Origin of the sequence: Streptomyces sp. P9-A2, from assembly GCF_036634175.1 — a bacterium.
GTDB classification, from domain to species: Bacteria; Actinomycetota; Actinomycetes; order Streptomycetales; family Streptomycetaceae; genus Streptomyces; species Streptomyces pratens.
The window spans coordinates 6,183,083-6,205,437 of the sequence record NZ_JAZIFX010000001.1 but is presented as its reverse complement, the minus strand read 5'-3'; the positions used below and the strand labels follow the sequence as shown (position 1 = coordinate 6,205,437).

Below are 22,355 nucleotides of genomic sequence, written 5' to 3'. Positions count from 1 at the left end.
ACATGGGCACCCGCACCAGCATCGACCTCCCGGGGTTCAGCCACGCCAACCCGATCCCGGCCGCCAGCCGGATCGGCCCGTTCGTCGCGACCTCCGTCATCACCGGCCGCGACCCGGTGACCGGCGAGATGGCACCCGACGCCGACCAGCAGTTCGCGCACGTCTTCGCGCACGTCCGCACCCTGATGGCCGAGCTCGGCGGCACGACGGACGACATCCTCAAGATGACGTTCCACCTCACCGACCCGAGCGACCGCGAAGCCCTCAACCGCGAGTGGCTCGCGATGTTCCCGGACCCGGCCCGCCGCCCCGCCCGGCAGGCGATCGCGGCCCGACTCGACCGCGGCGCCGTCGTCCACTGCGACCTGCTCGCCGTGCTCAGCGATGGAAGAAGGAATCCATGACGCTCCCGCTCGCCCAACAGCAACTCCTCGCCTCGGTGAACGACGGCCTCCATATCGGCGGCCAGTGGCGTGGCTCATCGCACGGCGCCACCGTCGACGTGCGGAACCCCGCGACCGGCGAGGTCATCCGCACCGTCGCCTCCGCCTCAGTGGGGGACGGTCTGGCCGCCCTCACGGCGGCCGACGAGGCTTTCCCCGCGTGGGCGGCCACGCCGGCCCGGGAGCGCGCGGAGATCCTCCGCCGCGCCTTCGACCTGCTGACCGAGCGCGCCGACGACTTCGCCCTCCTGATGACCCTCGAGATGGGCAAGCCCCTCGGGGAGGCACGCGGCGAGGTCGCGTACGGAGGCGAGTTCCTGCGCTGGTTCAGCGAGCGGACCGCGCACGTCACCGGGCGCTACGGGGCCAACCCGGAGGGCTCGGGCCGGATGATCGTCACGCAGCACCCGGTCGGGCCGTGCTACCTCATCACGCCGTGGAACTTCCCCCTGGCGATGGCGACCCGCAAGATCGCGCCCGCCCTGGCGGCCGGGTGCACCGTCGTCATCAAGCCCGCCACGCTCACGCCGCTCACGACGACCTATTTCGTCCAGTTGCTCCAGGAGGCCGGGCTGCCGGCCGGCGTCGTCAACGTCGTCACGACCTCCGTACCGGGGCCGATGTCCGAGGCGATCCTCGCCGACCCCCGGCTGCGCAAGCTCTCCTTCACCGGCTCCACCCCGGTCGGCCGGCAGCTGCTGAAGCAGGCCGCACAGGGTGTGCTCCGCACCTCGATGGAACTCGGCGGAAACGCCCCGTTCATCGTCTTCGACGACGCCGACCTCGACAAGGCGGTCGACGGCGCGATCCTCGCGAAGTTCCGCAACATCGGTCAGGCATGCACCGCCGCCAACCGGATGCTCGTGCACGTCGACGTCGTGGAGGAGTTCACCGCCCGGCTCACCGAGCGGGTCGAGAACCTGGTCATGGGCCCGGGCACCGAACCCGGTGTCGCCATCGGCCCCCTCATCGACGACCGGGCCGTCGCGAAGACCGACGAACTCGTGCGGGACGCCGTCACGCGCGGCGCGAGCATCCGCACCGGAGGTGCTCCGGCCGACGGCCACGGGTACTTCTACCCCGCCACGGTGCTGGCCGACGTACAGCCGGGGAGCGCACTGCTGACCGAGGAGATCTTCGGTCCCGTCGCGGCGATCGCGCCCTTCCGCGACGAGGACGAGGCCGTGGCACTGGCCAACGCGACAGAGTACGGCCTGGTCTCGTACGTCTTCACCGAGTCGCTCGCCCGCGGCCAGCGCATGATCGAGCGCCTCGAGACCGGGATGATGGGACTCAACGTCGGTGCCGTCTCCAACGCGGCCGCACCGTTCGGCGGCTGGAAGATGTCCGGTCTGGGCCGCGAGGGCGGCGACGAGGGCATCCACGAGTACCTGCAGACGAAGTACACACTCACCCCCAACCCGTTCGCCTGAGGAGACACGCCGATGACCACCCCCGCACCACCTGCCCCCATGACCTACGAGGCACCCGTCACCATCAAGCGGATGCTCTTCGCCACCTGGGCGCTGCTCGACTCCCTGCGCCCCGACCTCAAGGCCGCGGCGATCGTGCCCGACATGGACGCTCCCGGCCGCGTCGACTGGGACTTCATCCCGAAGCCCGACCGGGCCGGCATCCCGATGCACGCGCTCGACCGGCACCAGAAGGTCATCGCGCACTCGCTGCTGAAGGCCGGCCTGAGCATGCGCGGCTACAGCCAGGCGCTCTCCGTGATGGCCACGGAGAACATGCTGCGCGAACTTGAGGTGATCGAGCGCGGATTCGGCGTCCTCGCCGGCAACTTCCGTGACCCCGAGGGCTACTGGTTCAGCTTCTGGGGGCGGCCCGGCTTCGAGGACACGTGGGGCTGGCGGGTCATCGGCCACCACCTGTCCCTCAACTACACGATCGTCGCGCAGCGTTACCTCACCGTCACGCCACTCGCAATGGGCGCCCAGCCCGTCGGCGCCGGCGTGCTGGACGCGCTCGGTGAGAACGAGCGCCGGGCTCTCTCGATCCTGCACTCGCTGTCCCCCGACGCCCAGGAGCAGGCCGTCATCCACGATGTCGCGCCTGCCGACTTCGTCACCCGCCAGGTGCCCTACGTCGGCGCCGAGGAGTGGCCCGACTGGGTCGACCTCGGGATCGTCGGCTACGAGACGACCGACGAGGACCGCGAGCGCCTGCGCTTCATGAAGGCCGACCCGTCGGGCATCAGCGGTGCCGACCTGACCGGTGACCAGCTCAACGCCGTACGCGACCTGCTCCTTTATTACGTGGAGACCGGCCCCGACGAGCTGTCCCGGCAGTACCGCGAGCTGGTGCTCGCGGCCGACCCGCGCGACCTCCGTTTCGCCTGGGCCGGCGGACGCGAGGCCAACACCGCCCACTACTACCGGATCTCCACGCGCGACCTGCTCGTCGAGGCCGACAACGCGGTGGCCGCAGGCCAGCACGTGCACGCGATCTGGCGCGACCTCAACAACGACCTCGGCCACGACCTGCTGCTCGACCACTACGCGCAGCACGGACCGGACGGCCGACACCTGCGACGCCGGCTCGAGTCGAACCGACCGACCGAGGACGCCTCGCTCGAGACCGGCGGGTGGTACGTCCCGGAGGTCTACGTGAAGCCCTGAACCGGAACCTGGCTCGGCGCCGACCCACTCGTGGGGCACACCCATCGTCGGGCCGCCCGTCATGGGCCACCCGATGGTCAGGACACCCTGGTGTTCCCCTCAGGCGAAGACGATGGTGTGGTTCCGGTGGCGCACGACGCGGTGCTCGCCGTGCCGGGCGACCGCCCGCGAGAGGACCGCCAGTTCGACGTCCACGCCACGGCGCCGCAGGTCGGCGGCCGTGTCCGCACGTGTTCACCCGGACGAGGTCCTGCTCGATGACCGGGCCCTCGTCGAGCCCTCGGTCACGTAGTGCGCGGTCGCTCCGATCAGCTTCACGCCGCGCTCCTTCGCCTTGGCACAAGGCCCGGCGCCGCTGAAGGCAGGAAGGAGTGATGGATGTTGATGATCGGCACGCCGAGCCGGCTGATGAAGTCGCCGGAGAGGACCTGCGTGTAGCGGGCGAGAACGACGAAGTCGACGTTGCCCCGCAGCAGCCGCAGGTGCTCGGCCTCGGCGGCCGACCTGTCCGCTCCGGCCGACGGCACGTGGAAGAACGGGATGCCCAACGAGCGCACCTCCTCGGCGGTTTCGGGGTGGTTGGAGATCACCATCGCGATGTCGACGGTCAGCTCGCCGCGGCGGTGACGCCAGAGCAGGTCGAGCAGGCAGTGGTCGGACCTCGAGGCGGAGATCGCCTCCCGCTTGGGGACCGACATGTCGCGCAGGGTGAACTCGAGGTCGAACCCGGCTCGCAGTGCCTCGGCAAGAGCACTCCGACGATCCGGAGGGAGGCACCTTCTTCCAGCGGACCGTCTTCGCGGTCGACCACCTGAGTGCGGTGCTGCCCGACATCGAGGCCGATCAAGTCGTGGATCCACGTCGATGTGGCTCGCAGGCCGCCGAACGTGTAGAAGTGCAGCCTCACCTCGCCGTGCACTCCGGCCGGAGCCGCTCGGCCAGGGCGTGTATGAAGCGGTCCGGTCCCGCAGTGCTCACCAGGTTGGTGAGGGAAAGGCCGTACTTCTTGGCGATGCCGACGCTGGTGCCGATGCCGAAACGTGCGGCGTAACGGAGCAGCCGTCGGACGCCGGCGGGGCCCGGTACGCCCACCCGGACGGGCACGTGGACGCCGCGCTCACGCGCCTCGGCGATCCAGCCCAGGACGGCGTCGACGTCGAAGCCGAACTGCGTGATGACATCGCCGGGGATGCGCGCCTCGCGCAGGGCCGCGGCCTTCGCCTCGAGGGGCGGAGCACAGCACCTCTCTGCTGATGTCGGGGTGCCCCTCGGGGTAGCCCGCGATGCTGATGCGGCGCACCCCGTGGCTCTCCAGGACTCCGCTCCGGCACGCCACGATCACCTGCTGCTGGCGCAGCACCAAGAGCTCACCGACGACTCGCTCAAGCAGATCCAGGACACCGTCTCACCTCGGGCTGTCATCCGGTTCGCCCAGCGCCATCTCACCGGACACGAACTCGAGGACGGTGGCTGGGAGTCCGGACTCGCGTCTCACACCGCGACCCAGATCCGTCACTTCGCCGAGCGCGGCCACACTCGCGTCGCCATGGCGATCTCCGACGACCACCCGCCGTTGAGTACCGTCAGGCTCCACTTCGCCCAGGAGACCGCCCGGCCCCTGGGACTCTCTCCGTTGCGGTCGCTCCTCCTGCCCGCCTCCCGGCGCAAGGCGGCGCGGGCGCTCGAGTCCCTGCTGTCGGAGGATCGCGGCATCACCGCGGTCGCGGCCTTCGTCGACGAGACGGCCCTCCGTCCGGGTGCTCCGGGCCGGGATCGATCTCGGCCTGCGCGTGCCGGAAGATCTGGCAGCGATCGGCTACGACGCGACGCAGTACGCCGAGTTGTCGACGCCGGCCCTGACGACGGTGCACGTCGATGCCGAGGCCCATGGACGGCCACACCGCACGCACCGTCCTGGGGCTGGGAGCCGGCGATCTCCCGGCACAGACCGCGCGTGCTGCAAGGCGAGTCCACCTGAGCTGCGGCGGGACACGGGCGTGGCTACGGCGGCTAGACCGAGGCCTCGACCTGCGCCTCGCCCGGCTCGATGACCCGGAGACGTTCGTGGAGAGCCGCCAGTGCCTCCGCCGCCCGCTCGATCGCCTCCCGGTGATCCGCGCTGAGTCCCTCCAGGGCCTCCCGGATCGGCGCTGCCCAGCTGTCCGCGATCGCCTCGTGCTCCGAACGCCCGAGTGCGGTGGGCCTGACCAGCGTGATGCGACGGTCCTTGGGACTGGTCTCCTTGACCACGAAGCCGCGACCGGCCAGGACCCGGATCGCCGCGCTCACGTTGGGCTGGCGCAGTCCCAGCGCCTGCGCCAGCTCGCCGATGGTGGATCCCGGTGCGTCGATGACCTGCTTGAGCAGTGCCAGTTCGGTGGTCGGGATCGGGCCGACGCCCGCGCGCTCGGGTGACCGCCGGTGGACGGTCCACCCGAGCTCGCGCAGGACGTCGGCCAGCTCACGCTGGTGAGAGGGAAGGCTCATCCCGCTTATCGTAACGAACCGCCGCGCGCGGCGGCACAGCTCAGAGCGGCTGGGCCATGACCTCGAGGACGTGATCGGTGGCGGCGATGTTGTCGAAGCCCGGCTTGCGGCCCATCTCCCACTCCGCGATGTCGAGCGAGGTGTCGACGACGAGCTTGCAGCGCTCGAAGCGGCGGTCGGTGTACTCCGCGAAGGCCGCCTCGAGGTCGTCGTGCTTGGCGAGGCAGTCGGCGAGCACGACGCCGTCCTCGATCGCCTGGGCGGCGCCCTGTCCGAGGTGCGGCGTGATCGCGTGGACGGCGTCGCCCATCAGGACGATGCGGCCCTTGTGCCACGGGGCGTCCACGATCAGGGACTCCTCCGGCCGCAGCACGATGTCGCAGTCGTCGGTGATGAACTCGTCGCGGATGCGGCCCATGAAGCCACCGAACGGCGCGAGGTACTCGCGCAGCTTCTCGGCGCTGTCCATGCCCGAGTCAGGCGTCTGCTTCTCCATGTGGGCGTTGTAGAAGAGGTAGGCCAGGTCCTTGCCGATCGGGACGAGACCGGCCATGCCCTCGGAGCTGGCCTGCAGGATGATGCTGTCGATCTCGGGCAGGAGCGGGATGTTGACGCGGTAGGCCGACTGGCCGATGTAGTAGGGCGCGACCTCGCCCTCGACGACGTAGCCGCGGGTCTGGGAGTAGACGCCGTCGGCACCGACGACGATGTCGAAGCGACCGGTGGATCCGTCGGTGAAGGTGACGTCGACGCCGGCGCCGTCGTCCTTGAGTTCCGTGAAGGTCGTCGAGTAACGGATGGTCACGCCCGCCTCGACGGCGTGAGAGGTCAGGATCTCGTGCAGCTTCGGACGGGTGAGGCCGTTCATCGGAGGCAGGTCGACACCGGGGACGGGCGTGCCCGGCATCTCCTTGATGAAGGTGCCGTCGGTCGAGTAGAGACCACCCCAGCGCTTGGCCGGGTAGCCGGCCGCGATGCAGTCCTGGGCGCAGCCGATCATGTCGAGCGCCCGCAGAGCGTTCATCGGCTGGATGATGCCGACGCCGTAGACAGACGAGTGGACGTCGGAGTGGAGCTCGACGACCGTCGTGTCGAAGCCCTTCTGCTGAACGGCGATGGCAGTCGCAAGACCGCCAATGCCTCCACCGACAACCAGAATCGAACCTCGGCTCATAGCAGTTCCCTTCGGCTCCGCGGTGTTGCCCCGCGATCAGGTGCGCTGTGGCGTGCGCCACGAGGAAGATACGAAGTTATATATATTCCCGTCAATGGTTCTGACGAGGCGGGTTTCGAATCCCTCCCCGGGACCTCCACTCCGCGCCGCCACAACCCCCGACGGCGCCCCCGCGCCAAGAACAGGGGACGCCGCCAAGAAAACAGGTCAGGCCGCCGACATCACCGAGAAACCGCAGGTCAGCGGCGATTGATCACGTCGTTCCGCGCACAGAAAGCGACATTCACGATCTTCGAACGTGCTCGCCGGAGGGCCGGGGCGAGTAAGTTGCTCGGCCTACCCGATCCCGTAGAGACCCGGCAGGTTGACCAACAGGAGATCATCGCGGCGCGCCGCTGCGTCAACGAGATCGGATGGAAGCCGTGGAGGGAGAACGGGGCCGGCGTGGCGCCCGTCGCGTGGTAGCCCTGGTCGGTGAGCAGACTGCGGATATGCTCCAGGCGTTGCAGATCGCCGGTTCCGCGGCGAGCGGCGGTGGCCTTGGCCTCGCCGATCAGGGCGATCCGAGCGCGGGGGGGGGCCTGCGGGCGCTCGCCCAGGGCCAGGGCGATGACGTCGACCTCGTGCTTGGTGCGGGCCGCCGGGTCGGCCACCTCGGTGGTGCCGACCGGGCCGGGCAGGCCACCGGGGAGGAGCGCGTGTGCGTAGCGGCGGGTGAAGGTGCGGGGGGCTTGACCCTGGATCGTGGACACCGTTTGCTATGCGGCAGTGGTCAGCGTAATCGATCGTTGTTCGTAGGCGATCGGGCTGATCTGGCCGAGTGCGGAGTGTCTCCTTCTCGTGTTGTAGCGAGTGACCCACCGGAACACCGCAAGGCGGGCCTCACGCGCTCCTGACCAGCGTTTCCTTCTCTGCAGGGTCTCCCGTTTCAGGCTTGCGTTGAAGGATTCGGCGGCGGCGTTGTCCGCCGACGTTCCGACGGCTCCGCGTGATCTGGTGACGCCGAGTTCACGGCACACGTTCGCGAACTCCTTCGATGCGTACTGGGCGGATTCAATTGATCGTCGCAACACCTTGATCACGGAGGTGTCGCGTGGGAAGACCAGAGGGCTGGGCGACGGCGGTGACGGGGCGTCCGGCGATGCGTTCGCCGGGGCGGCCTCCGATCCGTCGGGAAGTGGAGCGGGCGTTCTGGGTGAAGATCGCCGAGGGGATGGCCAGCGAGGACGCTGCCGTCACGTGCGGCGTATCCCCGGTAGTGGGATCCCGGTGGTTCCGTGAGCGTGGCGGCATGCCGTCGATCCAGCTCAGCCCGCCATCAGGCCGGTACCTGTCCTTCGCGGAACGCGAGGAGATCGCGCTGCTCAACGCCCAGGACGTGGGCGTGCGCGAGATCGCACGCCGGCTGGGCAGGGATCCGTCGACCGTCTCGCGGGAACTGCGGCGCAACGCGGCCACCCGCGGCGGACAGCTCACCTACCGGGCCTCGATCGCGCAGTGGAAGGCGGAGCTGATGGCGCGGCGTCCCAAGACGCCGAAGCTGGTGGCCAATGAGCGGCTGCGTGAGTATGTGCAGGACCGGCTCGCCGGAGAGGTCCGGCGTCCGGACGGGACGCCGGTGGCCGGGCCGCAGACGCCGCGGTGGAAAGGACGCAACAAGCCCCGGCGTCAGGACCGGCGGTGGGCGACGGCGTGGAGTCCGGAGCAGATCGCCCACCGGCTCAAGGCGGACTTCCCCGATGATGAGTCCATGCGTATCTCGCACGAGGCGATCTACCAGGCCCTCTACGTCCAGGGACGCGGGGCGCTCAAGCGCGAGCTGGTCGCCTGCCTGCGCACCGGCCGTGCGCTGCGGGTTCCCCGCTCCCGCTCCCGACGGCGGGCGGGCGGGCACGTCACGCCCGAGGTGATGATCAGTCAGCGGCCGGCCGAAGCTGAAGACCGTGCGGTCCCAGGGCACTGGGAGGGAGACTTGATCATCGGCACCGGCAAGTCCGCGATCGGCACGCTGGTGGAACGCACGACGCGGTTCACGATGCTTCTGCATCTGCCCCGGATGGAAGGCTTCGGTATCGAGCCGCGGGTGAAGAACGGGCCGGCGCTGGCAGGCCTGGGCGCCGAGGCCGTCAGGGACGCGATCGCCGCCACGATTACCACGCTGCCCGAGCAGCTGCGTCGCTCATTGACCTGGGACCGTGGCAAGGAGCTGGCTCAGCATGCCCAACTCCGCTTCGGCACAGGGTTGCAGGTCTACTTCGCCGACCCGCACAGCCCCTGGCAGCGAGGCACGAACGAGAACACCAACGGGCTGCTGCGACAGTACTTTCCCAAGGGCACCGACCTGTCGCGATGGGATCCCGAAGATCTCCAGGCTGTTGCTCTCGCACTCAACAGCAGGCCCCGCAAGACCCTCGGTTGGAAGACACCCGCCGAAGCCCTCAACGGGCATCTACTATCGATTCAGGAAGCCGGTGTTGCAACGACCGGTTGAGTCCGGGCTGGGCGCCGTTGTCGCTGTGGAATATCGCCCCGTCAAGGGTTCCGCCGCGGGTACGGGCTGCGGATCTGAGGGCGTCGGTGATCAGCCCGGTGCGCATGTGGTCGGCGATCGACCAGCCCGCCAGCCGTTTCGAGCACAGGTCCAACACCGTTGCCAGGTAGAGGAATTGGCCGTCGCCGATGGGCAGGTAGGTGATGTCTCCGACGTACTTGGTGTTCGGCTCACTCGCGGTGAAGTCACGCCGCAGCAGATCGGGCACCGGCGTCGCGGACGGCTCGGGGACGGTGGTTCGGACCTTCTTGCGCAGGTGCACGCCCTGCAGGCCGATCCGGGCCATCACACGCGCGACCCGTTTGTGGTTCACCTCGATCCCGGCGTCCCACAACTCGGCCGTGATCCGCGGGACGCCGTAGGTACCGTCGGACTCCTTGTGGATCTCCCGTATCCGCCGGGCCGGGCGGGCATCGGACCGCGCCCGCTCGATGCGGGCCGGGGCGCCCTTCAGCCACCGGTAGAACCCATGCCCTCACCCCGGCAGGATCACCCGACCGGGAACCCGCGTTCGACCACCACCGCTCAAGATCGAAAAGACAACAGCTTCTCAGCTTGACCAGCGGAAACCCGGCGATCACACTCGGAAAGACAACAGCTTCTTACCTGATCAAGGCGGCTCACTCCGCTCCAGCCCGGCCGGCGCCCATGCCGCGCGCACAGCAAACAGCCGCCTGATGTCGGAGAAGGGGTGCAGCGGGTCGGAGTGCGCAACGGCAACTCCGGCTGTTCTCCGAGCAGGTGCCTCAACTTGCCGGCGTCACACGACGGCCGTAATGTCCGCTTTGCTCATGTTTGCTCCGTGGTCGGTGCCCACAGAGGCAACCACGCCGAGCACCGGCCGTCATCCGAGGAGGAACCCTTGTCGGTCAATTCCCCGTTCCAGTCTGCCAGCACCATCGGCCAGGGAACACACGGGCAGGCGCAGTCGTACGGGCCGTCCACGATGGGGCAGCAGGCCCGCCCGCAGGACATCTGGGACGACCTCGGCCTCGGCTCGCCGCAGCAGGCGGCCCAGACGGTCCAGCAGGTCGGCCAGGTGATCAAGACGATCTCCGAGATCGCCGGCATGTTCAACGCCTCCCCCGGCGGACAGCAGCCCGGCATGGCCGGCCAGGACGGCCAACAGCAGACCCGCCCGCAGGACATCTGGGACGCCATCGGCTCGGCATTCGGATCGGCCGGCCAGGCGGTCAGCTCAGCCGCACCGGATGTCCTGCGCGTGGCCAAGCAAGTCGCCCCCTACCTGCCCATCGTGCTCGCACTGGCGAGCGCCTCCCCCGGCGGACAGCAATCCGGCATGGCCGGCCAGGACGGCCAACAGCAGACCCGCCCGCAGGACATCTGGGACGCCATCGGCTCGGCATTCGGATCGGCCGGCCAGGCGGTCAGCTCAGCCGCACCGGATGTCCTGCGCGTGGCCAAGCAAGTCGCCCCCTACCTGCCCATCGTGCTCGCACTGGCGAGCGCCTCCCCCGGCGGACAGCAATCCGGCATGGCCGGCCAGGACGGCCAACAGCAGACTCGCCCGCAGGACATCTGGGACGACCTCGGCCTCGGCTCGCCGCAGCAGGCGGCCCAGACGGTCCAGCAGGTCGGCCAGGTGATCAAGACGATCTCCGAGATCGCCGGCATGTTCAACGCCTCCCCCGGCGGACAGCAGCCCGGCATGGCCGGCCAGTACGGCCGACAGTACTGAACAGGACGTCAGAATGACGGATCTTGGCGCCTGGTCCAGCAGCGCCGCCGACACCGGACACGGCAACAGGTTCGGTCAGGCAGCGACGTCCTCTCCATGGGGAGGCGGGGTCGGCATGCCGAGCTCACCGGGTGAGGTCAGTCGCACCCAGTGCGCTGCGCTGCTCGTGCGGGCGCACGCGTGGCTCGAGCGAGTCGTCCCGCAGATGCTTGAGATGAACGGCCTCGTCCCGCTGGTGACACGAGCGGTCCAGCTCTACCGGACCGGTGACTACGCCGAGTGCTATGCGGTGATGAACGGTGTCAGCCAAGGCATCGCTCTCGCCGCAGCCGTGGCCCCCGTGCTCCCGCCGTGGTGACTCCCGGCAACCGCGATCCGGGATCGGGCCAGCCCCGATCCCGGATCGCGCGGTACATGGTGGGCGGAACGGACACCGAACTCCTCTCACGCGTCGCGGCGGAACTCGGCGCGGAGGAGGGCATCACCGTCAGCACGGTCAGCGGAACACCCGCCCGGCCCTCCGTCCTCGCCGTCTCGATGCCACCCGAGCGCGCCGACCGACTGCGCGCCCAGTACCCCGACCAGATCGTCATCGAGCCCGACCAACCACTTGAGCACTACGACACCGGCGGCGGAAGTCCGCAAACAGATGACGGAGGAACCTAGGCATGTCCGACACACCACACGATGCCCACTGCGGCCAAACCCTAGGGCTCCGCAACCGGCCGAAGCAGTACCTGGTCGCTCCGCTCCCGGAACGTCTGCTGCCTGCCGGGTTCACGCCCGTGGAAAGCGGCGTCCTGTTCGACCAGTTGCAGCAGGATCCAGAAGTGAACGTGCACGACTGCATCGTTCCGGCCGAGCATCCTTCCCTGGAGGGCACGCCTCAGTTCCCCGAGGTGGCTGTCGTGGAAATGCCGTCGCACCGTGCAGCGGCCATGGACCGGGACCCCCAGCTGCACATCGAACCGAACCATCACCTCCGAGTGGCCTCTCCGTATCCGGTGGCCGACACGCAGGCGGCCACGCAGCCGTACGCCGGAGATCCTGTGCGTCGCCGCTCCAACCCCGGTGTGCAGTTGGCCGCGGCCTCGCCGACCCAGGTGCCCTTCGTGGTCTCGGCCAGTGATGGCGGCACGCTCGCAGATGCCATGATCATCGTGCTGAGCGGCGAGGGGACCTTTCGGGCGACCACCGGTCCGGACGGGCGGGCGGTGGTGACACTGACCATGCATGATCCGGCCACCGTGAACGGTGTCTATGTCAAACCCGCCGGCGACTACTGGGAACGCTGGATCGCCCGTCCCAAGCTCTCCACCGACTCCGACAACGTGATCGTCCTGCACCCCCTGAGCGAGACCTTCCCCGGGTTTCCCCAGCGCCAGGTCTGCGGCTGGGGCTTGTCGGCGATGGGGCTGGACCGCATCCCGCCCACCTACCGCGGGCAGGGCATCAAGATCGCTATCATCGACTCCGGGACTGCGACGTCCCACCCCGAGCTGCACGATCGTGTCACCGCGGGCATCAACCTTGTCGGTGACGACGCCACGCAGTGGTCGGTGGATGTCGTCGGCCACGGGACGCACTGCGCCGGTGTGATCGGCGCCGCCGACAACGGGATCGGGGTGCTCGGCATCGCCGTCGAAGCCGAGCTGCACGCCTGCCGGATCTTTCCTGGCGGCCAGTACAGCGAGATCATCAAAGCCCTCGACTACTGCATCCAGAACGAGATCGATGTCGTCAACCTCAGTCTCGGCGGCGACCAACCCTCCGCCTTCGTCGCCCAGAAGATCGAGCAGGCCCGCCAGGCCGGGATCGCCTGCATCGTGGCCGCGGGCAACTCCAGTGGCCCAGTGTCTTTCCCTGGACAGCTTCCGTCCGTCCTCACCGTCGCCGCGATCGGCAGGCTCGGCCAGTTTCCGCCCGACACCTACCACGCCACACAGGTCTGGGGTCAACCGGACGCGCAAGGCTACTTCTCCGCTGTCTTCACCTCCCACGGCCCCGAGGTCGATGTGTGCGCTCCAGGGGTGGCGATTGTGTCGACGGTCCCGGCCCGTAACTACGAGGCGATGGACGGCACCTCCATGGCCACCCCGCACGTCGCCGGCCTGGCCGCACTGGTACTCGCCCACCACCCCGACTTCCGCGACGGCTACAGCAGGCGAGACGCCAACCGCGTCAACCGCCTGTTCCAACTCATCCGCGCCTCCTGTACGCCGCTGGACTTCGGCGACCCCGGTCGCACCGGAGCCGGCCTGCCCGACGCCATGCGGGCACTCGGCCTGGTGACTTCACCGGAGACCACTGCTGCCACGCCGGAACTCGCCCAGTTGCGCGAAGCCATGCGCATGGCCGGCCTGCTCCCGACAGTTCCAGGAGCGACCGCGGACCCCCTTGAACAACTGCGTCAACTGCTGAGAGCCGCAGGGCTGCTTCCCACCCCGTGAACGGCAACGCTGCGCCGAGATCAGCGCGGGCGAAAGGTGAACCGCCCCGGGTTTGGTGGAGACTCGAACACGTGTAAGGATCCGAGTCATGGCATGACCTTCCTCTTACCCGCTTGAGCTGCGCCGACGTGCGGTGCGCATGGTCGCTGAGGTACGGGGCGACTACTCGAATGAGACGGCCGCTTTGCAGGCGGTGACCGAGAAGCTGGGCATCGGCTCACGGGAGACGCTGCGGAACTGGGTGAAGCAGCACGAGATCGACACCGGGACGCGTCCGGGGACGACGACGGAGGAATCCGCCCAGCTCAAGGCGCTGAAGAAGGAGAACGCCGAGCTGAAGCGGGCCAACGAGATCCTGAAGGCCGCGGCCAGTTTCTTCGCGGCCGAGCTCGACCGGCCACACACACGCTCGTAGCCTTCATCGACGAGCACCGGGACCGCTTCGGCGGCGTCGAGCCGATCTGCAGAACCCTCACCGAACACGACTGCAAGATCGCCCTGTCCACCTACTACGCCCACAAGAAGCGCCTCAAGACGCCCTCCGCCCGTTCCGTGCGCGACGAGGAACTCATGGAGCGGATCCAAGAGGTCTACGCGTCCAACTACCGCGTGTACGGGGCCCGGAAGATCTGGCGGGAGCTGAACCGGCAAGGTCATGCCGTAGCACGCTGCACCGTCGAGCGGCTCATGCGCGAGCTCGGCATCACCGGCGCCGTCCGCGGTAAGAAGGTGGTCACGACGATCACCGATCCGGCCGCCGAGCGGGCCCCGGACCTGCTCGACCGCGACTTCGTCGCCACAGCCCCCAACAGGTGCTGGGTCGCCGACTTCACCCACGTCGCGACCTGGAGCGGCGTCGTCTACGTCGCGTTCGTCGTGGACACCTTCTCCCGCAGGATCGTCGGCTGGTCCGCCTCCACCACCAAGGAGACCCGGCTCGTCCTGGACGCCCTGGAAATGGCTCTATGGCAACGCGGCCGGGACGGATTCCCGCACCAGCAGGGCGAGTTGATACATCACAGCGACGCGGGGTCGCAATACACATCGTTCGCGCTCGCGGAGCATCTCGACCGGGCCGGCATTGCGGCATCGATCGGCTCGGTCGGTGACGCCTATGACAACGCCCTGATGGAAAGCACGATCGGCCTGTTCAAGACCGAGCTGGTCAAGCCCGGCCGCCCCTGGACAACGCTCTCCCAGGTCGAACTCGCCACCGCCGAGTGGGTCGACTGGTACTGCCACCGCCGACTCCACGGTGAGATCGGCCACGTCCCACCCGTCGAATACGAGGCCGCTTACTACCTCACAGCCGCAAAACCACAGGTCATCACCACAAACTGAGATCTCTACCGAACCCGGGGCGGTTCACAGAGGTGGGCTATCCCATCACGCCGGCCAGGCATCAGCGACCACGAAGGAGACGACCGTTCCGCCGAGGCAGCTGGGCCCGGAGTGCCAGGAGTCGGCGATGGAATCGACCAGGAGCAGTCCCCGCCCGTGAGCTTCGTTGGCGTCCGGGTGCCGCAGCCGTACGTTCGCCGGGAATCCCGGGTTGTGCACGTCGACGCGGAGCGAGGTTTCCTCGCGGTACCACTCGACCCGCACCAGCCAGGGGTCATCCGACCTCCCGTAGCGGATGGCGTTGGTCACCAGCTCCGAGATCATCAGTGTGCAGTCGTCGACCGAGCAGGCCGGGTTGTAGGGAGCGATGAACTTCCGGAACCAGCGCCGGGCGCGGGGTACGGACTCGGGCTCCGGATGCAAGGTCATCGCTCCGAGCCGAGGTGAGTCCTCGCAGGGGTGACGGTCGATCGTGTAGGCCATGCGTGCTCACTCCTTGCCGCTGCCGTCGCAGTCGAGACAGCGCCGCTTCGACGTGGCACGGCTGCGGTCGTTGGCCGTGGAGAGCGCCAGCGCCGTCCGGGAACCGACGCGCTTCCAACCGCGCCCCCGACACCCCCGGCAAGCTAACCGCGCGTCCTGCACCGGCCGCCGACTCGTCACGTCGTGCCCCCTTCCCCTCCGAGTGGCCTTAGCCACTTCGTGGATAGTGGCATTAGCCACTTCAAGGATGCAAGCGGTTCGCCGCAACTGGCGAGTCGTCAGGTGAGCGGGTAGCCCTGCTCGAACGCCCAGCGGTGCGGCGGATAGGTGGCTTCGGCGAACTCCAGAGGGCGGTCCTGGAGGTCGAAGACGACGTGATGGACGATGAGAACTGCGGATCCCGGCTCCAACCGCAGGTCGGCCGCCTCCTCGTCCGTGGCGGCCCGAGCACACATACGGTCCTCGGCATAACTGCCTTGACGTCCAGTCATCCGCTCGACGTACATGAGCGTCCCCTCCTGGATCCGCTCGGGGTCCGTGAGCTTGGGCGCGCGCTGGCCGATGTCCGCAGCGAACCACGAGGTGGACAGGTTGATCGGGCCGTCCTGGTTGTTGGTCACGCGCCGGCGGTGCACGGCTCGGCGGTCCTTCACCAGACCCAGGGCCTCGGCGACATGTTCCGGAGCCTCCAGCCACCCGGCCGAAGTGATCACCGCGTACTCCCCGGGCGTGTAAATCTTCCCGGTCTGCCGGGCGCGCCCGTACAACTCGCGTGCACGCCGGTTTACTTCGAGGCTGCGCACGTACGTTCCTGAGCCTTGGCGCTTCTCGACCAGGCCCTGATGGCTCAGCGCCTCCAGCGATCGCGCGGCCGTGGGTCGGGACACCTTCCAGTCCGCGGCGAGCTGCCGTTCCGAGGGGACCTCGTCCCCCGGTCGCAGGTCGCCCCGGAGGATCTGGTCGCGGATGTAGTGGGCGATCTGGAGATACTTCGGCTGAGCCTCTTCGATCTGAGGCATCTCCCCTCCCTTCCTCGTCCAAGTGGCTATGACCTTTGGCCACTATAGGGTGAGTGGCCAACCCGTGAACCCGTACTCTGAACGCATGACGCGGTTGATCGTCGCAGCAGGAGGAGGGGGCGACGCAGTCGCCGCCTCCATGCTTCACGCCGCCTTCTACGGCGCCGAGGACCAGGCGGTGATCCTCACGTACGCATGGGACCGCCTCCTGATCGACCCGCTCCCGGGACCGCGAGGAGCCGACAGCTTCACAGGGCTCGAGCCCATCACTCAGTCCGTCTGGTCGGTGCCGGCCGAGGCCCAACCGATCGCCCCGGCGGGCTCCACACTCCCCCGCCTCGCGGCAGAGCTCCCGCACACGCTGGCCCTGCTCGACCCTCACCACGGCGTCGAGGGCATCACCCGCCAACTCGAAGAGCTGGTGTCCCACCTCGCACCGGCATCGATCGATCTGCTCGACGTCGGCGGCGACATCCTCGCCCAGGGCGACGAACCCACCCTCAAAAGCCCACTCGCCGACGCCCTCACCCTCGCCGCCTGCTGCCAGGTCAACGCCCCGATCCGGCTCCTGGTCGCAGGCCCCGGGCTGGACGGCGAAATCCCTCCCGACGATCTGCGCCCCCTGCTCGGCACCCTCGTCCATACCTTCACGGCCGAGGACGTGGAGGCGATCGGCAGCATCCTGGAGTGGCACCCCTCGGAGGCCACCGCCATGCTCGCCGCAACAGCCCGAGGAGCCCGCGGCATCTGCGAGGTGCGCGACGCCGGCCTTCCCGTCTCCCTCACCGACGAAGGACCCACGGTCCACGAGGTCGACCTGGACGACGCGGTGAGCCGCAACAGCCTGGCCCGCGCCATCATGACGACCGCCACCCTGGATCAGGCCGAGGCATACAGCCGCGAGATCTGCGGCTTCTCGGAAATCGACTACGAACGCAACAAGGCATCCTGGCTCACTGAGCGGCCACCGACGGAGCTGGACCCCGACGACGCGCTGTCTCGGCTCGACCAGTTCCAGAGCGAGGCCCGAACCCGCGGAGTCACCCACACGACGTTCCGCCACATCACCGAGGCCCTGAACCTCAGTGGCTCTTACAGGGACGCCCTACGCCAACTGCTCATCAGCAACCGTCCGGAGCAGTACGCAGCTCCCTTGTGGCGCATCACATCCGACGACTGAGTTACAACCTTATTTACGGGTTCAAGGCGGCTCGCTCCGCTCCCCGCGCGCGGCCCGGCCCCCGGCCAGGCCTGCACTCCTGTCTCCGCCCCGCTCCTGCCCGGCCGGCGTCCGGGCCGCGCTCTCAACAATCAGCCGCCTGATGCCATCGAGGGGTTACATCGCGACAGAGGCCATCGGTTGAAATGGCAGTTCGAAGGCACAGTCGAAGCCGGGGCGGGAGGCCCCGACCTCGAAGGCCATGTTAAGCCCAACCTTGTCCAACCTGGTTTCCTGAGCCCTTCGACCATCCTGTTGAGCCGTCGGGTGCGTTACTCCCGTCGCGGAAATCGTCCTTGAAGAACAGCAGGCGCCCGTCCTGGTGCACGGCGTAGAGAACTCCGTCTCCGCCGCCAACGATTTGCTTGATCGCTTCGAAGTGCTGGCCGATTTGGTGGCCGGTGTTGCGAGACCATCCAGTCGACCCGTCGGCTGCGTTGCTTCCGTCACGCGACTCGTCCTTGTAGAACAGCAGACGCCCGTCCTGGTGCACCACGTACAGGGTTCCGTCGCCACTGCCGGTGAGCAGCCTGGCACCTTCGAAGTGCTGGCCGATTTGGTGGCCGGTGTTGCGAGACCATCCAGTCGACCCGTCGGCTGCGTTGCTTCCGTCACGCGACTCGTCCTTGTAGAACAGCAGACGCCCGTCCTGGTGCACCACGTACAGGGTTCCGTCGCCACTGCCGGTGAGCAGCCTGGCACCTTCGAAGTGCTGGCCGATTTGGTGGCCGGTGTTGCGAGACCATCCAGTCGACCCGTCGGCTGCGTTGCTTCCGTCACGCGACTCGTCCTTGTAGAACAGCAGACGCCCGTCCTGGTGCACCACGTACAGGGTTCCGTCGCCACTGCCGGTGAGCAGCCTGGCACCTTCGAAGTGCTGGCCGATTTGGTGGCCGGTGTTGCGAGACCATCCAGTCGACCCGTCGGCTGCGTTGCTTCCGTCACGCGACTCGTCCTTGTAGAACAGCAGACGCCCATCGTTATGTATGCCATAGATAATTCCGATGTCACCCGAAGCGAGTTGAGTAAAGCCCATGACGCTCTCCTTACCACATGATTCCAGGGCAGGCTTCGCATGGATATATTGCATCCAATCGAGTGAGCCCATGAAATACCTGAACCTGCGGGAAATCGCGTTTACGATTCAATGGCGGTACGGCGCTAGCCAACTGCTACACTCGACTTTCGCCCGCCATGTCGTATACCACAATCCTACCCAGGAAAGTCACTTTCACAGGGGTGGATGGCAGCTGGGTGCGGCGGCAATTAGCACCTGCATTCCTAAGGCTACTCGCTGGTGGACCAATCAGCACATCGGCGAGCATTGAGCCCTTCCCGGTAAGCGGTGGTTGCTCGCTGTGATCGCAATGCCGGCACTGCGGCCCATGGCATCCCCAAGTCCGGGCAGGCATAAGGCCCCTGGTAGGAACGATCTTGCGACAGAAAGATCCGACCGAGGGGCCTTACGTGCCGACCAGTGTCACATACACCGCCGTGCTCGATGTGAAGCGGTCCACCGCCGAGCACCTGGCCCGACTGCTGCACGGCCACCGGATCGCGGCCAGGACCCGCAAGGGACGGCGTGCACCGGGGTGCTTCAAGCAGGCGGTGCTCATCCTGCGCTGGTTCATCGACGGCACCCGCCTGTCCCAACTCGCCTGCGACAACGGACTGTCGACCTCCACCGCCTATTGCTACCTCCACGAAGGACTGACCGTGCTGTCCGCCGGGGCACCGGACCTCGCGACCGCGCTGGAGCGCGCGAAGGCGGCCGGGCTGACGCATCTCAACCTCGACGGCACCGTCATCCGCACCGACCGCGTCGCCGCCCCCGGCCCCAACGGCGCGGACCTGTGGTGGTCCGGGAAGCACAAGCACCACGGAGGAAATGTGCAGGTCATCGCCACCCCGGACGGCTGGCCGATCTGGGTCTCACCGGTCCGGCCGGGCCGCGAGCACGACACCACCTGCGCCCGCCGCCACGGCCTGATCGACGCTCTGGGCCGCATCGCCGCCGAACTGGACATGCCGCCCCTGGTCGACCTCGGCTACGAGAACGCCGGCGACGGCTTCCGCCACCCGCACAAGAAGCCCGCGGGCGGCAAGCCGACCGAGACCCAGCAGACCTACAACAAGGTCATCCGCGACATCCACGGCGTCTGCGAGCGCGCCAACTCCCTGCTCAAGACCACCTTCAAGGCCCTGCGCAGGGTCAGCCCGACCCCAGCCGGATCACGCAGATCGCCGCTGCAGCCCTCGTCCTGCTCCAGCTCGAGTACGACCGCACCATCTGAACGATCACGCAACGTCATGATCCGTTACTGGCAAAGACTCATTGATAGAATCAGCAATGATTTACCAGTGGCAATGTTGCCTTTTAATTCAACGATGACCCAGACGAACAGTGGCGGACAACTACGTCATTTGCTCAATGCCTTCCCCCTCAACGGTTCCGCCGGCGCCGCTTGCCCTGACGGACGACATCAAGCAGCGTGGCTGAGACCCGGTGGGGGTGCAGCGAGACACACGCGCGCCTGATTCGTCGACGCACCCATCATCGTGGCTGACTTTCGTGGGCTGAGGCTCAGACACCCGAACCCGAGCCTCAGCCCTGAGAGCGGCAGAGCGAACGGGTCATACCATTGGCGTGCCAGATCCTGCGGTGAACCACGGGGAACAACGGGGACCGGCCACCGGAGCGACCAGAGCTCCAACGCCGATCCGCCGCAGGTCAGCGCAGCAACTACCGCCGGAAAACCCGAGCTTCCCAAGCTGAGGGCTCCGAAGCCGCCGCCACGGGCCGACCGCCGCGGCTGATTCTGGTCGACGACACACGACGGCAGCGCGGCTGAGGCCGGTGAGGGTGCAGCGAGGCACCCCGCATGCACAGCATCCCTCACCGGCACCTGAGTAGGGTCGGGGACTGGCGCGGTGGCTTCCGCTCCGTTTCCAGCCCCCGACCCTACTCTTGACTCTGTCGGGGATCTTGGAACTTCCGGGGTTAACTGCCGAGTTTTCGCCAGGACTTCGGCCGGGGGATTTTGTGCTGGTCGAGGTAGTTTTGGAAGGCGGTCGGCTGGCGGGACGGGGGCGCTTGCGTGGTCGGTGGCAGTCTGCTGAGGCGCTCGATGTTGACGGCGATGGCAGTCAGGACGTGCTGGACGTGGGCTTTCTCTTGGCCGCGGTAGCGGCAGCGGCGCATGCCGTGACCGTGGGCGAACTCGTTGACCGTGCCCTCTACTCCGGAGCGGACCGCGTAGCGGGTCTTCCATTCAGGCGTCTGCTGCTCGTCCCGGACGCGGACTTGGAGGTCACGGAGCTTGCGCGGCGGAAAGCCGACGTTCCGTGAGCCGTCGCGCGAGCTGGTGCACCGGGCGCGGACGGGGCAAGGGTGGCACTGGCTCTTGGCGAACTTCGCCACGATCAGCGGGGCCGCGGTGGGTGAGGAGGTCGGGTAGGGGCCGTGCCAGCCCTGGCTGACCTGGCCCTGGGGGCAGGTGACTTGCCGGCGGTCGTAGTCGATGTGGAAGTCGTCCCGGCCGAAGCCCTCGCCTCGGCGGTGCTGGCGGGTGGGGTTGCCGGGCAGCGGTCCGGTGACGGTGACCTGATGTTGTCGGGTGGCCTGGTCCAGGTGGACCAGGGAGGTGTAGCCGCTGTCGACCAAGTGCTCGGCGGGCAGCAGGCCGCGGCGGTGCAGGCGGGTGTGGATGCCGGGCAAGACTTTACTGTCGTGCGTGGTGGCCGCAGTGGTGGCCACGTCCGTGATCACGTTGGGGCCGTCGGGGGCGCAGGTCTCGGTCAGGTGAGCGGAGAACCCCTTCCAGCTGATGATGTGTCCGTGGCGTGCGTAGCGGGCCGAGGTGTCGTAGGGAGAGACGATCGCCTGGGATGAGGGCGGCAGTCCGGGCCCGCCTTCCGTCTCGGCGGTGCGCCAGCGCAGGCGGCCTGCGGTGTCGCGGTGGTAGTTCTGCACCATGATCTGGCGCAGGGCCTGGACACGGGGGCCGGATGTGCGGTCTGAACCGTGCTGGTAGAGGTGTTCCAGGAGCCGGACGGCGTCGTTTCCGGTGGCGAGGATCCTGGTCTGGGGCTTGGTGGGGTTCTTGCCCAGGCGGACCGGTCGGCCGTAGCGGCGTGCCCAGTCCTCGTCGACCAGTTCGTCCAGCAGGTGAGGAGAGGTGCCGGCGACTTCTTCCAGTGCGGCGCGTACCGCCTCGGTGATCAGTTCCAGGCGGGTCAGGTCGCGCACCGCGGCCAGGACGTGGGTGGAGTCGGTGCGCTGTGTGGTGCGCTCGCGCACCAGGCCGGACTCCTTGAGACGGGCAAGTACGAGGTCGAGGAGGTGGTCAGCTCGGTCGCCTTCGGTGAGGCGGTCGCGGAAGTCGGCCAGCACGCTGTGGTGGAAGCCGGAGTCGTCCAGCTCCATGGCCATCGCGTACTTGAAGTCGATGCGGCAGCGCACCGCCTCGGCAGCCTGCCGGTCCGACAGGCCGAGCAGGAACTGCAGCACGCAGACAGTGGCCAGTTGAGCGGGCGAGAGGCCCGGACGCCCGTCACGCGGGTACCAGTCGGCGAAGTCCTCGTCGCGCCACAGCCCGTCGAGGCGGTCCCGCACCCATATTGCCGTCGTGCCGTCCGGGTTGCTCGCCCGCGCGATCTGCACGGTCAGAGGCGGGACTTGCTCACCGGAACGGGGACGGAGGGACAACGGGCACCTCGACAGCTGCATCGGTAACCGGAACTACCCGAGCATGCCCGTTGACCACGCTGCCGCACCGCGAAACTCCAAGATCCCCGACAGAGTCAAGCTGAGAAGCTGTTGTCTTTTCGATCTTGAGCGGTGGTGGTCG

At 68.0% G+C, this 22,355-nt stretch carries 19 protein-coding genes and 5 pseudogenes; 13 read left to right on the top strand and 11 right to left on the bottom strand.

The window, feature by feature from the left end:
• Window positions 1–2: 2 nt before the first annotated feature.
• The 3 genes from V4Y04_RS28140 to V4Y04_RS28130 are packed head-to-tail and all read left to right on the top strand — an operon-like array spanning window position 3 to window position 3,082.
• A complete protein-coding gene (locus tag V4Y04_RS28140; RefSeq protein WP_332431144.1) occupies window positions 3–404 on the top strand; it encodes a RidA family protein in 402 nt (133 codons plus the stop codon).
• Entirely contained in the window at window positions 401–1,876 is a 1,476-nt protein-coding gene (locus V4Y04_RS28135) for an NAD-dependent succinate-semialdehyde dehydrogenase (protein ID WP_332431143.1), read from the top strand. Before V4Y04_RS28140 ends, V4Y04_RS28135 begins: the two co-directional genes overlap by 4 nt.
• Before the next feature lie 12 nt (window positions 1,877–1,888).
• A complete protein-coding gene (locus V4Y04_RS28130; RefSeq protein ID WP_332431142.1) occupies window positions 1,889–3,082 on the top strand; it encodes a DUF3500 domain-containing protein in 1,194 nt (397 codons plus the stop codon).
• A 234-nt stretch (window positions 3,083–3,316) separates the two neighbouring features.
• On the opposite strand, the pseudogene V4Y04_RS28125 reads toward V4Y04_RS28130, so the two are convergent.
• Together V4Y04_RS28125 and V4Y04_RS28120 are read right to left on the bottom strand one after the other, a co-directional pair.
• Window positions 3,317–3,780 (bottom strand): annotated as a pseudogene (locus tag V4Y04_RS28125) (formyltransferase family protein).
• A gap of 205 nt (window positions 3,781–3,985) precedes the next feature.
• On the bottom strand, window positions 3,986–4,186 hold the full coding sequence (locus V4Y04_RS28120) for a hypothetical protein (protein ID WP_332431140.1): 201 nt from the start codon (window positions 4,184–4,186) through the stop codon (window positions 3,986–3,988).
• On the opposite strand from V4Y04_RS28120, the gene V4Y04_RS28115 reads away from it, so the two are divergent.
• Window positions 4,187–4,336: a hypothetical protein gene (locus tag V4Y04_RS28115; protein ID WP_332431139.1), complete on the top strand. Its 150-nt coding sequence runs from the start codon at window positions 4,187–4,189 to the stop codon at window positions 4,334–4,336.
• A gap of 503 nt (window positions 4,337–4,839) precedes the next feature.
• Complete coding sequence (locus tag V4Y04_RS37835) at window positions 4,840–5,133, top strand: substrate-binding domain-containing protein (protein WP_443080099.1); 294 nt, start codon at window positions 4,840–4,842, stop codon at window positions 5,131–5,133.
• On the opposite strand, the gene V4Y04_RS28105 is transcribed toward V4Y04_RS37835, so the two are convergent.
• The 4 genes and pseudogenes from V4Y04_RS28105 to V4Y04_RS28090 form a co-directional block, all read right to left on the bottom strand.
• Window positions 5,093–5,569 (bottom strand): MarR family winged helix-turn-helix transcriptional regulator, encoded by a 477-nt coding sequence (locus tag V4Y04_RS28105; protein WP_332431137.1) that lies wholly within the window; start codon window positions 5,567–5,569, stop codon window positions 5,093–5,095. The two genes, V4Y04_RS37835 and V4Y04_RS28105, sit on opposite strands and share 41 nt — an antisense overlap.
• A gap of 40 nt (window positions 5,570–5,609) precedes the next feature.
• Window positions 5,610–6,743 carry an FAD-dependent monooxygenase gene (locus tag V4Y04_RS28100; RefSeq protein ID WP_332431136.1) on the bottom strand — a complete coding sequence of 378 codons (1,134 nt, stop codon included), beginning with the start codon at window positions 6,741–6,743 and terminating at the stop codon, window positions 5,610–5,612.
• Between the two features lie 336 nt (window positions 6,744–7,079).
• Window positions 7,080–7,468, bottom strand: a pseudogene (locus V4Y04_RS28095) (ATP-binding protein); the annotation flags it as partial.
• Between the two features lie 33 nt (window positions 7,469–7,501).
• Window positions 7,502–7,804 (bottom strand): annotated as a pseudogene (locus V4Y04_RS28090) (integrase core domain-containing protein); the annotation flags it as partial.
• 80 nt (window positions 7,805–7,884) lie between these two features.
• On the opposite strand from V4Y04_RS28090, the gene V4Y04_RS28085 reads away from it, so the two are divergent.
• Window positions 7,885–9,234: an IS30 family transposase gene (locus tag V4Y04_RS28085; RefSeq protein WP_332432693.1), complete on the top strand. Its 1,350-nt coding sequence runs from the start codon at window positions 7,885–7,887 to the stop codon at window positions 9,232–9,234.
• 7 nt (window positions 9,235–9,241) lie between these two features.
• On the opposite strand, the pseudogene V4Y04_RS28080 reads toward V4Y04_RS28085, so the two are convergent.
• Window positions 9,242–9,763 (bottom strand): annotated as a pseudogene (locus V4Y04_RS28080) (IS3 family transposase); the annotation flags it as partial.
• Window positions 9,764–10,156: 393 nt separating this feature from the next.
• On the opposite strand from V4Y04_RS28080, the gene V4Y04_RS28075 reads away from it, so the two are divergent.
• The 5 genes from V4Y04_RS28075 (at window position 10,157) to V4Y04_RS28055 (ending at window position 14,784) form a co-directional block, all read left to right on the top strand.
• Window positions 10,157–10,993: a hypothetical protein gene (locus V4Y04_RS28075; RefSeq protein ID WP_332431135.1), complete on the top strand. Its 837-nt coding sequence runs from the start codon at window positions 10,157–10,159 to the stop codon at window positions 10,991–10,993.
• Window positions 10,994–11,006: 13 nt separating this feature from the next.
• Complete coding sequence (locus V4Y04_RS28070; RefSeq protein ID WP_332431134.1) at window positions 11,007–11,351, top strand: hypothetical protein; 345 nt, start codon at window positions 11,007–11,009, stop codon at window positions 11,349–11,351.
• Between the two features lie 56 nt (window positions 11,352–11,407).
• Entirely contained in the window at window positions 11,408–11,659 is a 252-nt protein-coding gene (locus V4Y04_RS28065) for a hypothetical protein (protein WP_332431132.1), read from the top strand.
• A 2-nt stretch (window positions 11,660–11,661) separates the two neighbouring features.
• Window positions 11,662–13,443 (top strand): S8 family peptidase, encoded by a 1,782-nt coding sequence (locus tag V4Y04_RS28060; protein ID WP_332431131.1) that lies wholly within the window; start codon window positions 11,662–11,664, stop codon window positions 13,441–13,443.
• Between the two features lie 139 nt (window positions 13,444–13,582).
• Window positions 13,583–14,784 (top strand): IS3 family transposase gene (locus V4Y04_RS28055; protein WP_332431130.1). Its coding sequence is split into 2 segments (ribosomal slippage): window positions 13,583–13,814 and window positions 13,814–14,784, totalling 1,203 coding nucleotides; the frame shifts between segments, so codons are not numbered across the junction.
• A 45-nt stretch (window positions 14,785–14,829) separates the two neighbouring features.
• Here V4Y04_RS28055 and V4Y04_RS28050 read toward each other — a convergent pair.
• Both V4Y04_RS28050 and V4Y04_RS28045 read right to left on the bottom strand, forming a co-directional pair.
• The gene (locus V4Y04_RS28050) at window positions 14,830–15,267 is read right to left on the bottom strand and encodes an ATP-binding protein (RefSeq protein ID WP_332431129.1); all 438 of its coding nucleotides are present in this window, start codon (window positions 15,265–15,267) and stop codon (window positions 14,830–14,832) included.
• A 278-nt stretch (window positions 15,268–15,545) separates the two neighbouring features.
• Window positions 15,546–16,286 (bottom strand): GntR family transcriptional regulator, encoded by a 741-nt coding sequence (locus V4Y04_RS28045; protein WP_332431128.1) that lies wholly within the window; start codon window positions 16,284–16,286, stop codon window positions 15,546–15,548.
• A gap of 85 nt (window positions 16,287–16,371) precedes the next feature.
• Between V4Y04_RS28045 and V4Y04_RS28040 the strand changes: the two genes are divergently transcribed.
• Entirely contained in the window at window positions 16,372–17,466 is a 1,095-nt protein-coding gene (locus V4Y04_RS28040) for a DUF1152 domain-containing protein (protein ID WP_332431127.1), read from the top strand.
• 244 nt (window positions 17,467–17,710) lie between these two features.
• On the opposite strand, the gene V4Y04_RS28035 is transcribed toward V4Y04_RS28040, so the two are convergent.
• Window positions 17,711–18,541 carry a tachylectin-related carbohydrate-binding protein gene (locus tag V4Y04_RS28035; protein WP_332431125.1) on the bottom strand — a complete coding sequence of 277 codons (831 nt, stop codon included), beginning with the start codon at window positions 18,539–18,541 and terminating at the stop codon, window positions 17,711–17,713.
• A gap of 431 nt (window positions 18,542–18,972) precedes the next feature.
• Between V4Y04_RS28035 and V4Y04_RS28030 the strand changes: the two are divergent.
• Window positions 18,973–19,799, top strand: a pseudogene (locus V4Y04_RS28030) (HARBI1 family protein).
• A gap of 707 nt (window positions 19,800–20,506) precedes the next feature.
• Here V4Y04_RS28030 and V4Y04_RS28025 read toward each other — a convergent pair.
• The gene (locus V4Y04_RS28025; RefSeq protein WP_332431124.1) at window positions 20,507–22,168 is read right to left on the bottom strand and encodes an IS1182 family transposase; all 1,662 of its coding nucleotides are present in this window, start codon (window positions 22,166–22,168) and stop codon (window positions 20,507–20,509) included.
• Window positions 22,169–22,355 lie beyond the last annotated feature (187 nt).

What these genes read in the sequence shown, in the direction of transcription:
- V4Y04_RS28140 (WP_332431144.1), top strand. Translation starts at nt 3, where the DNA reads ATGGGCACCCGCACCAGCATCGACCTCCCGGGGTTCAGCCACGCCAAC.
- V4Y04_RS28135 (WP_332431143.1), top strand. Translation starts at nt 401, where the DNA reads ATGACGCTCCCGCTCGCCCAACAGCAACTCCTCGCCTCGGTGAACGAC.
- V4Y04_RS28130 (WP_332431142.1), top strand. Translation starts at nt 1,889, where the DNA reads ATGACCACCCCCGCACCACCTGCCCCCATGACCTACGAGGCACCCGTC.
- V4Y04_RS28105 (WP_332431137.1), bottom strand. Translation starts at nt 5,569, where the DNA reads ATGAGCCTTCCCTCTCACCAGCGTGAGCTGGCCGACGTCCTGCGCGAG.
- V4Y04_RS28100 (WP_332431136.1), bottom strand. Translation starts at nt 6,743, where the DNA reads ATGAGCCGAGGTTCGATTCTGGTTGTCGGTGGAGGCATTGGCGGTCTT.
- V4Y04_RS28085 (WP_332432693.1), top strand. Translation starts at nt 7,885, where the DNA reads ATGCGTTCGCCGGGGCGGCCTCCGATCCGTCGGGAAGTGGAGCGGGCG.
- V4Y04_RS28070 (WP_332431134.1), top strand. Translation starts at nt 11,007, where the DNA reads ATGACGGATCTTGGCGCCTGGTCCAGCAGCGCCGCCGACACCGGACAC.
- V4Y04_RS28065 (WP_332431132.1), top strand. Translation starts at nt 11,408, where the DNA reads ATGGTGGGCGGAACGGACACCGAACTCCTCTCACGCGTCGCGGCGGAA.
- V4Y04_RS28060 (WP_332431131.1), top strand. Translation starts at nt 11,662, where the DNA reads ATGTCCGACACACCACACGATGCCCACTGCGGCCAAACCCTAGGGCTC.
- V4Y04_RS28050 (WP_332431129.1), bottom strand. Translation starts at nt 15,267, where the DNA reads ATGGCCTACACGATCGACCGTCACCCCTGCGAGGACTCACCTCGGCTC.
- V4Y04_RS28045 (WP_332431128.1), bottom strand. Translation starts at nt 16,286, where the DNA reads ATGCCTCAGATCGAAGAGGCTCAGCCGAAGTATCTCCAGATCGCCCAC.
- V4Y04_RS28040 (WP_332431127.1), top strand. Translation starts at nt 16,372, where the DNA reads ATGACGCGGTTGATCGTCGCAGCAGGAGGAGGGGGCGACGCAGTCGCC.
- V4Y04_RS28035 (WP_332431125.1), bottom strand. Translation starts at nt 18,541, where the DNA reads ATGGGCTTTACTCAACTCGCTTCGGGTGACATCGGAATTATCTATGGC.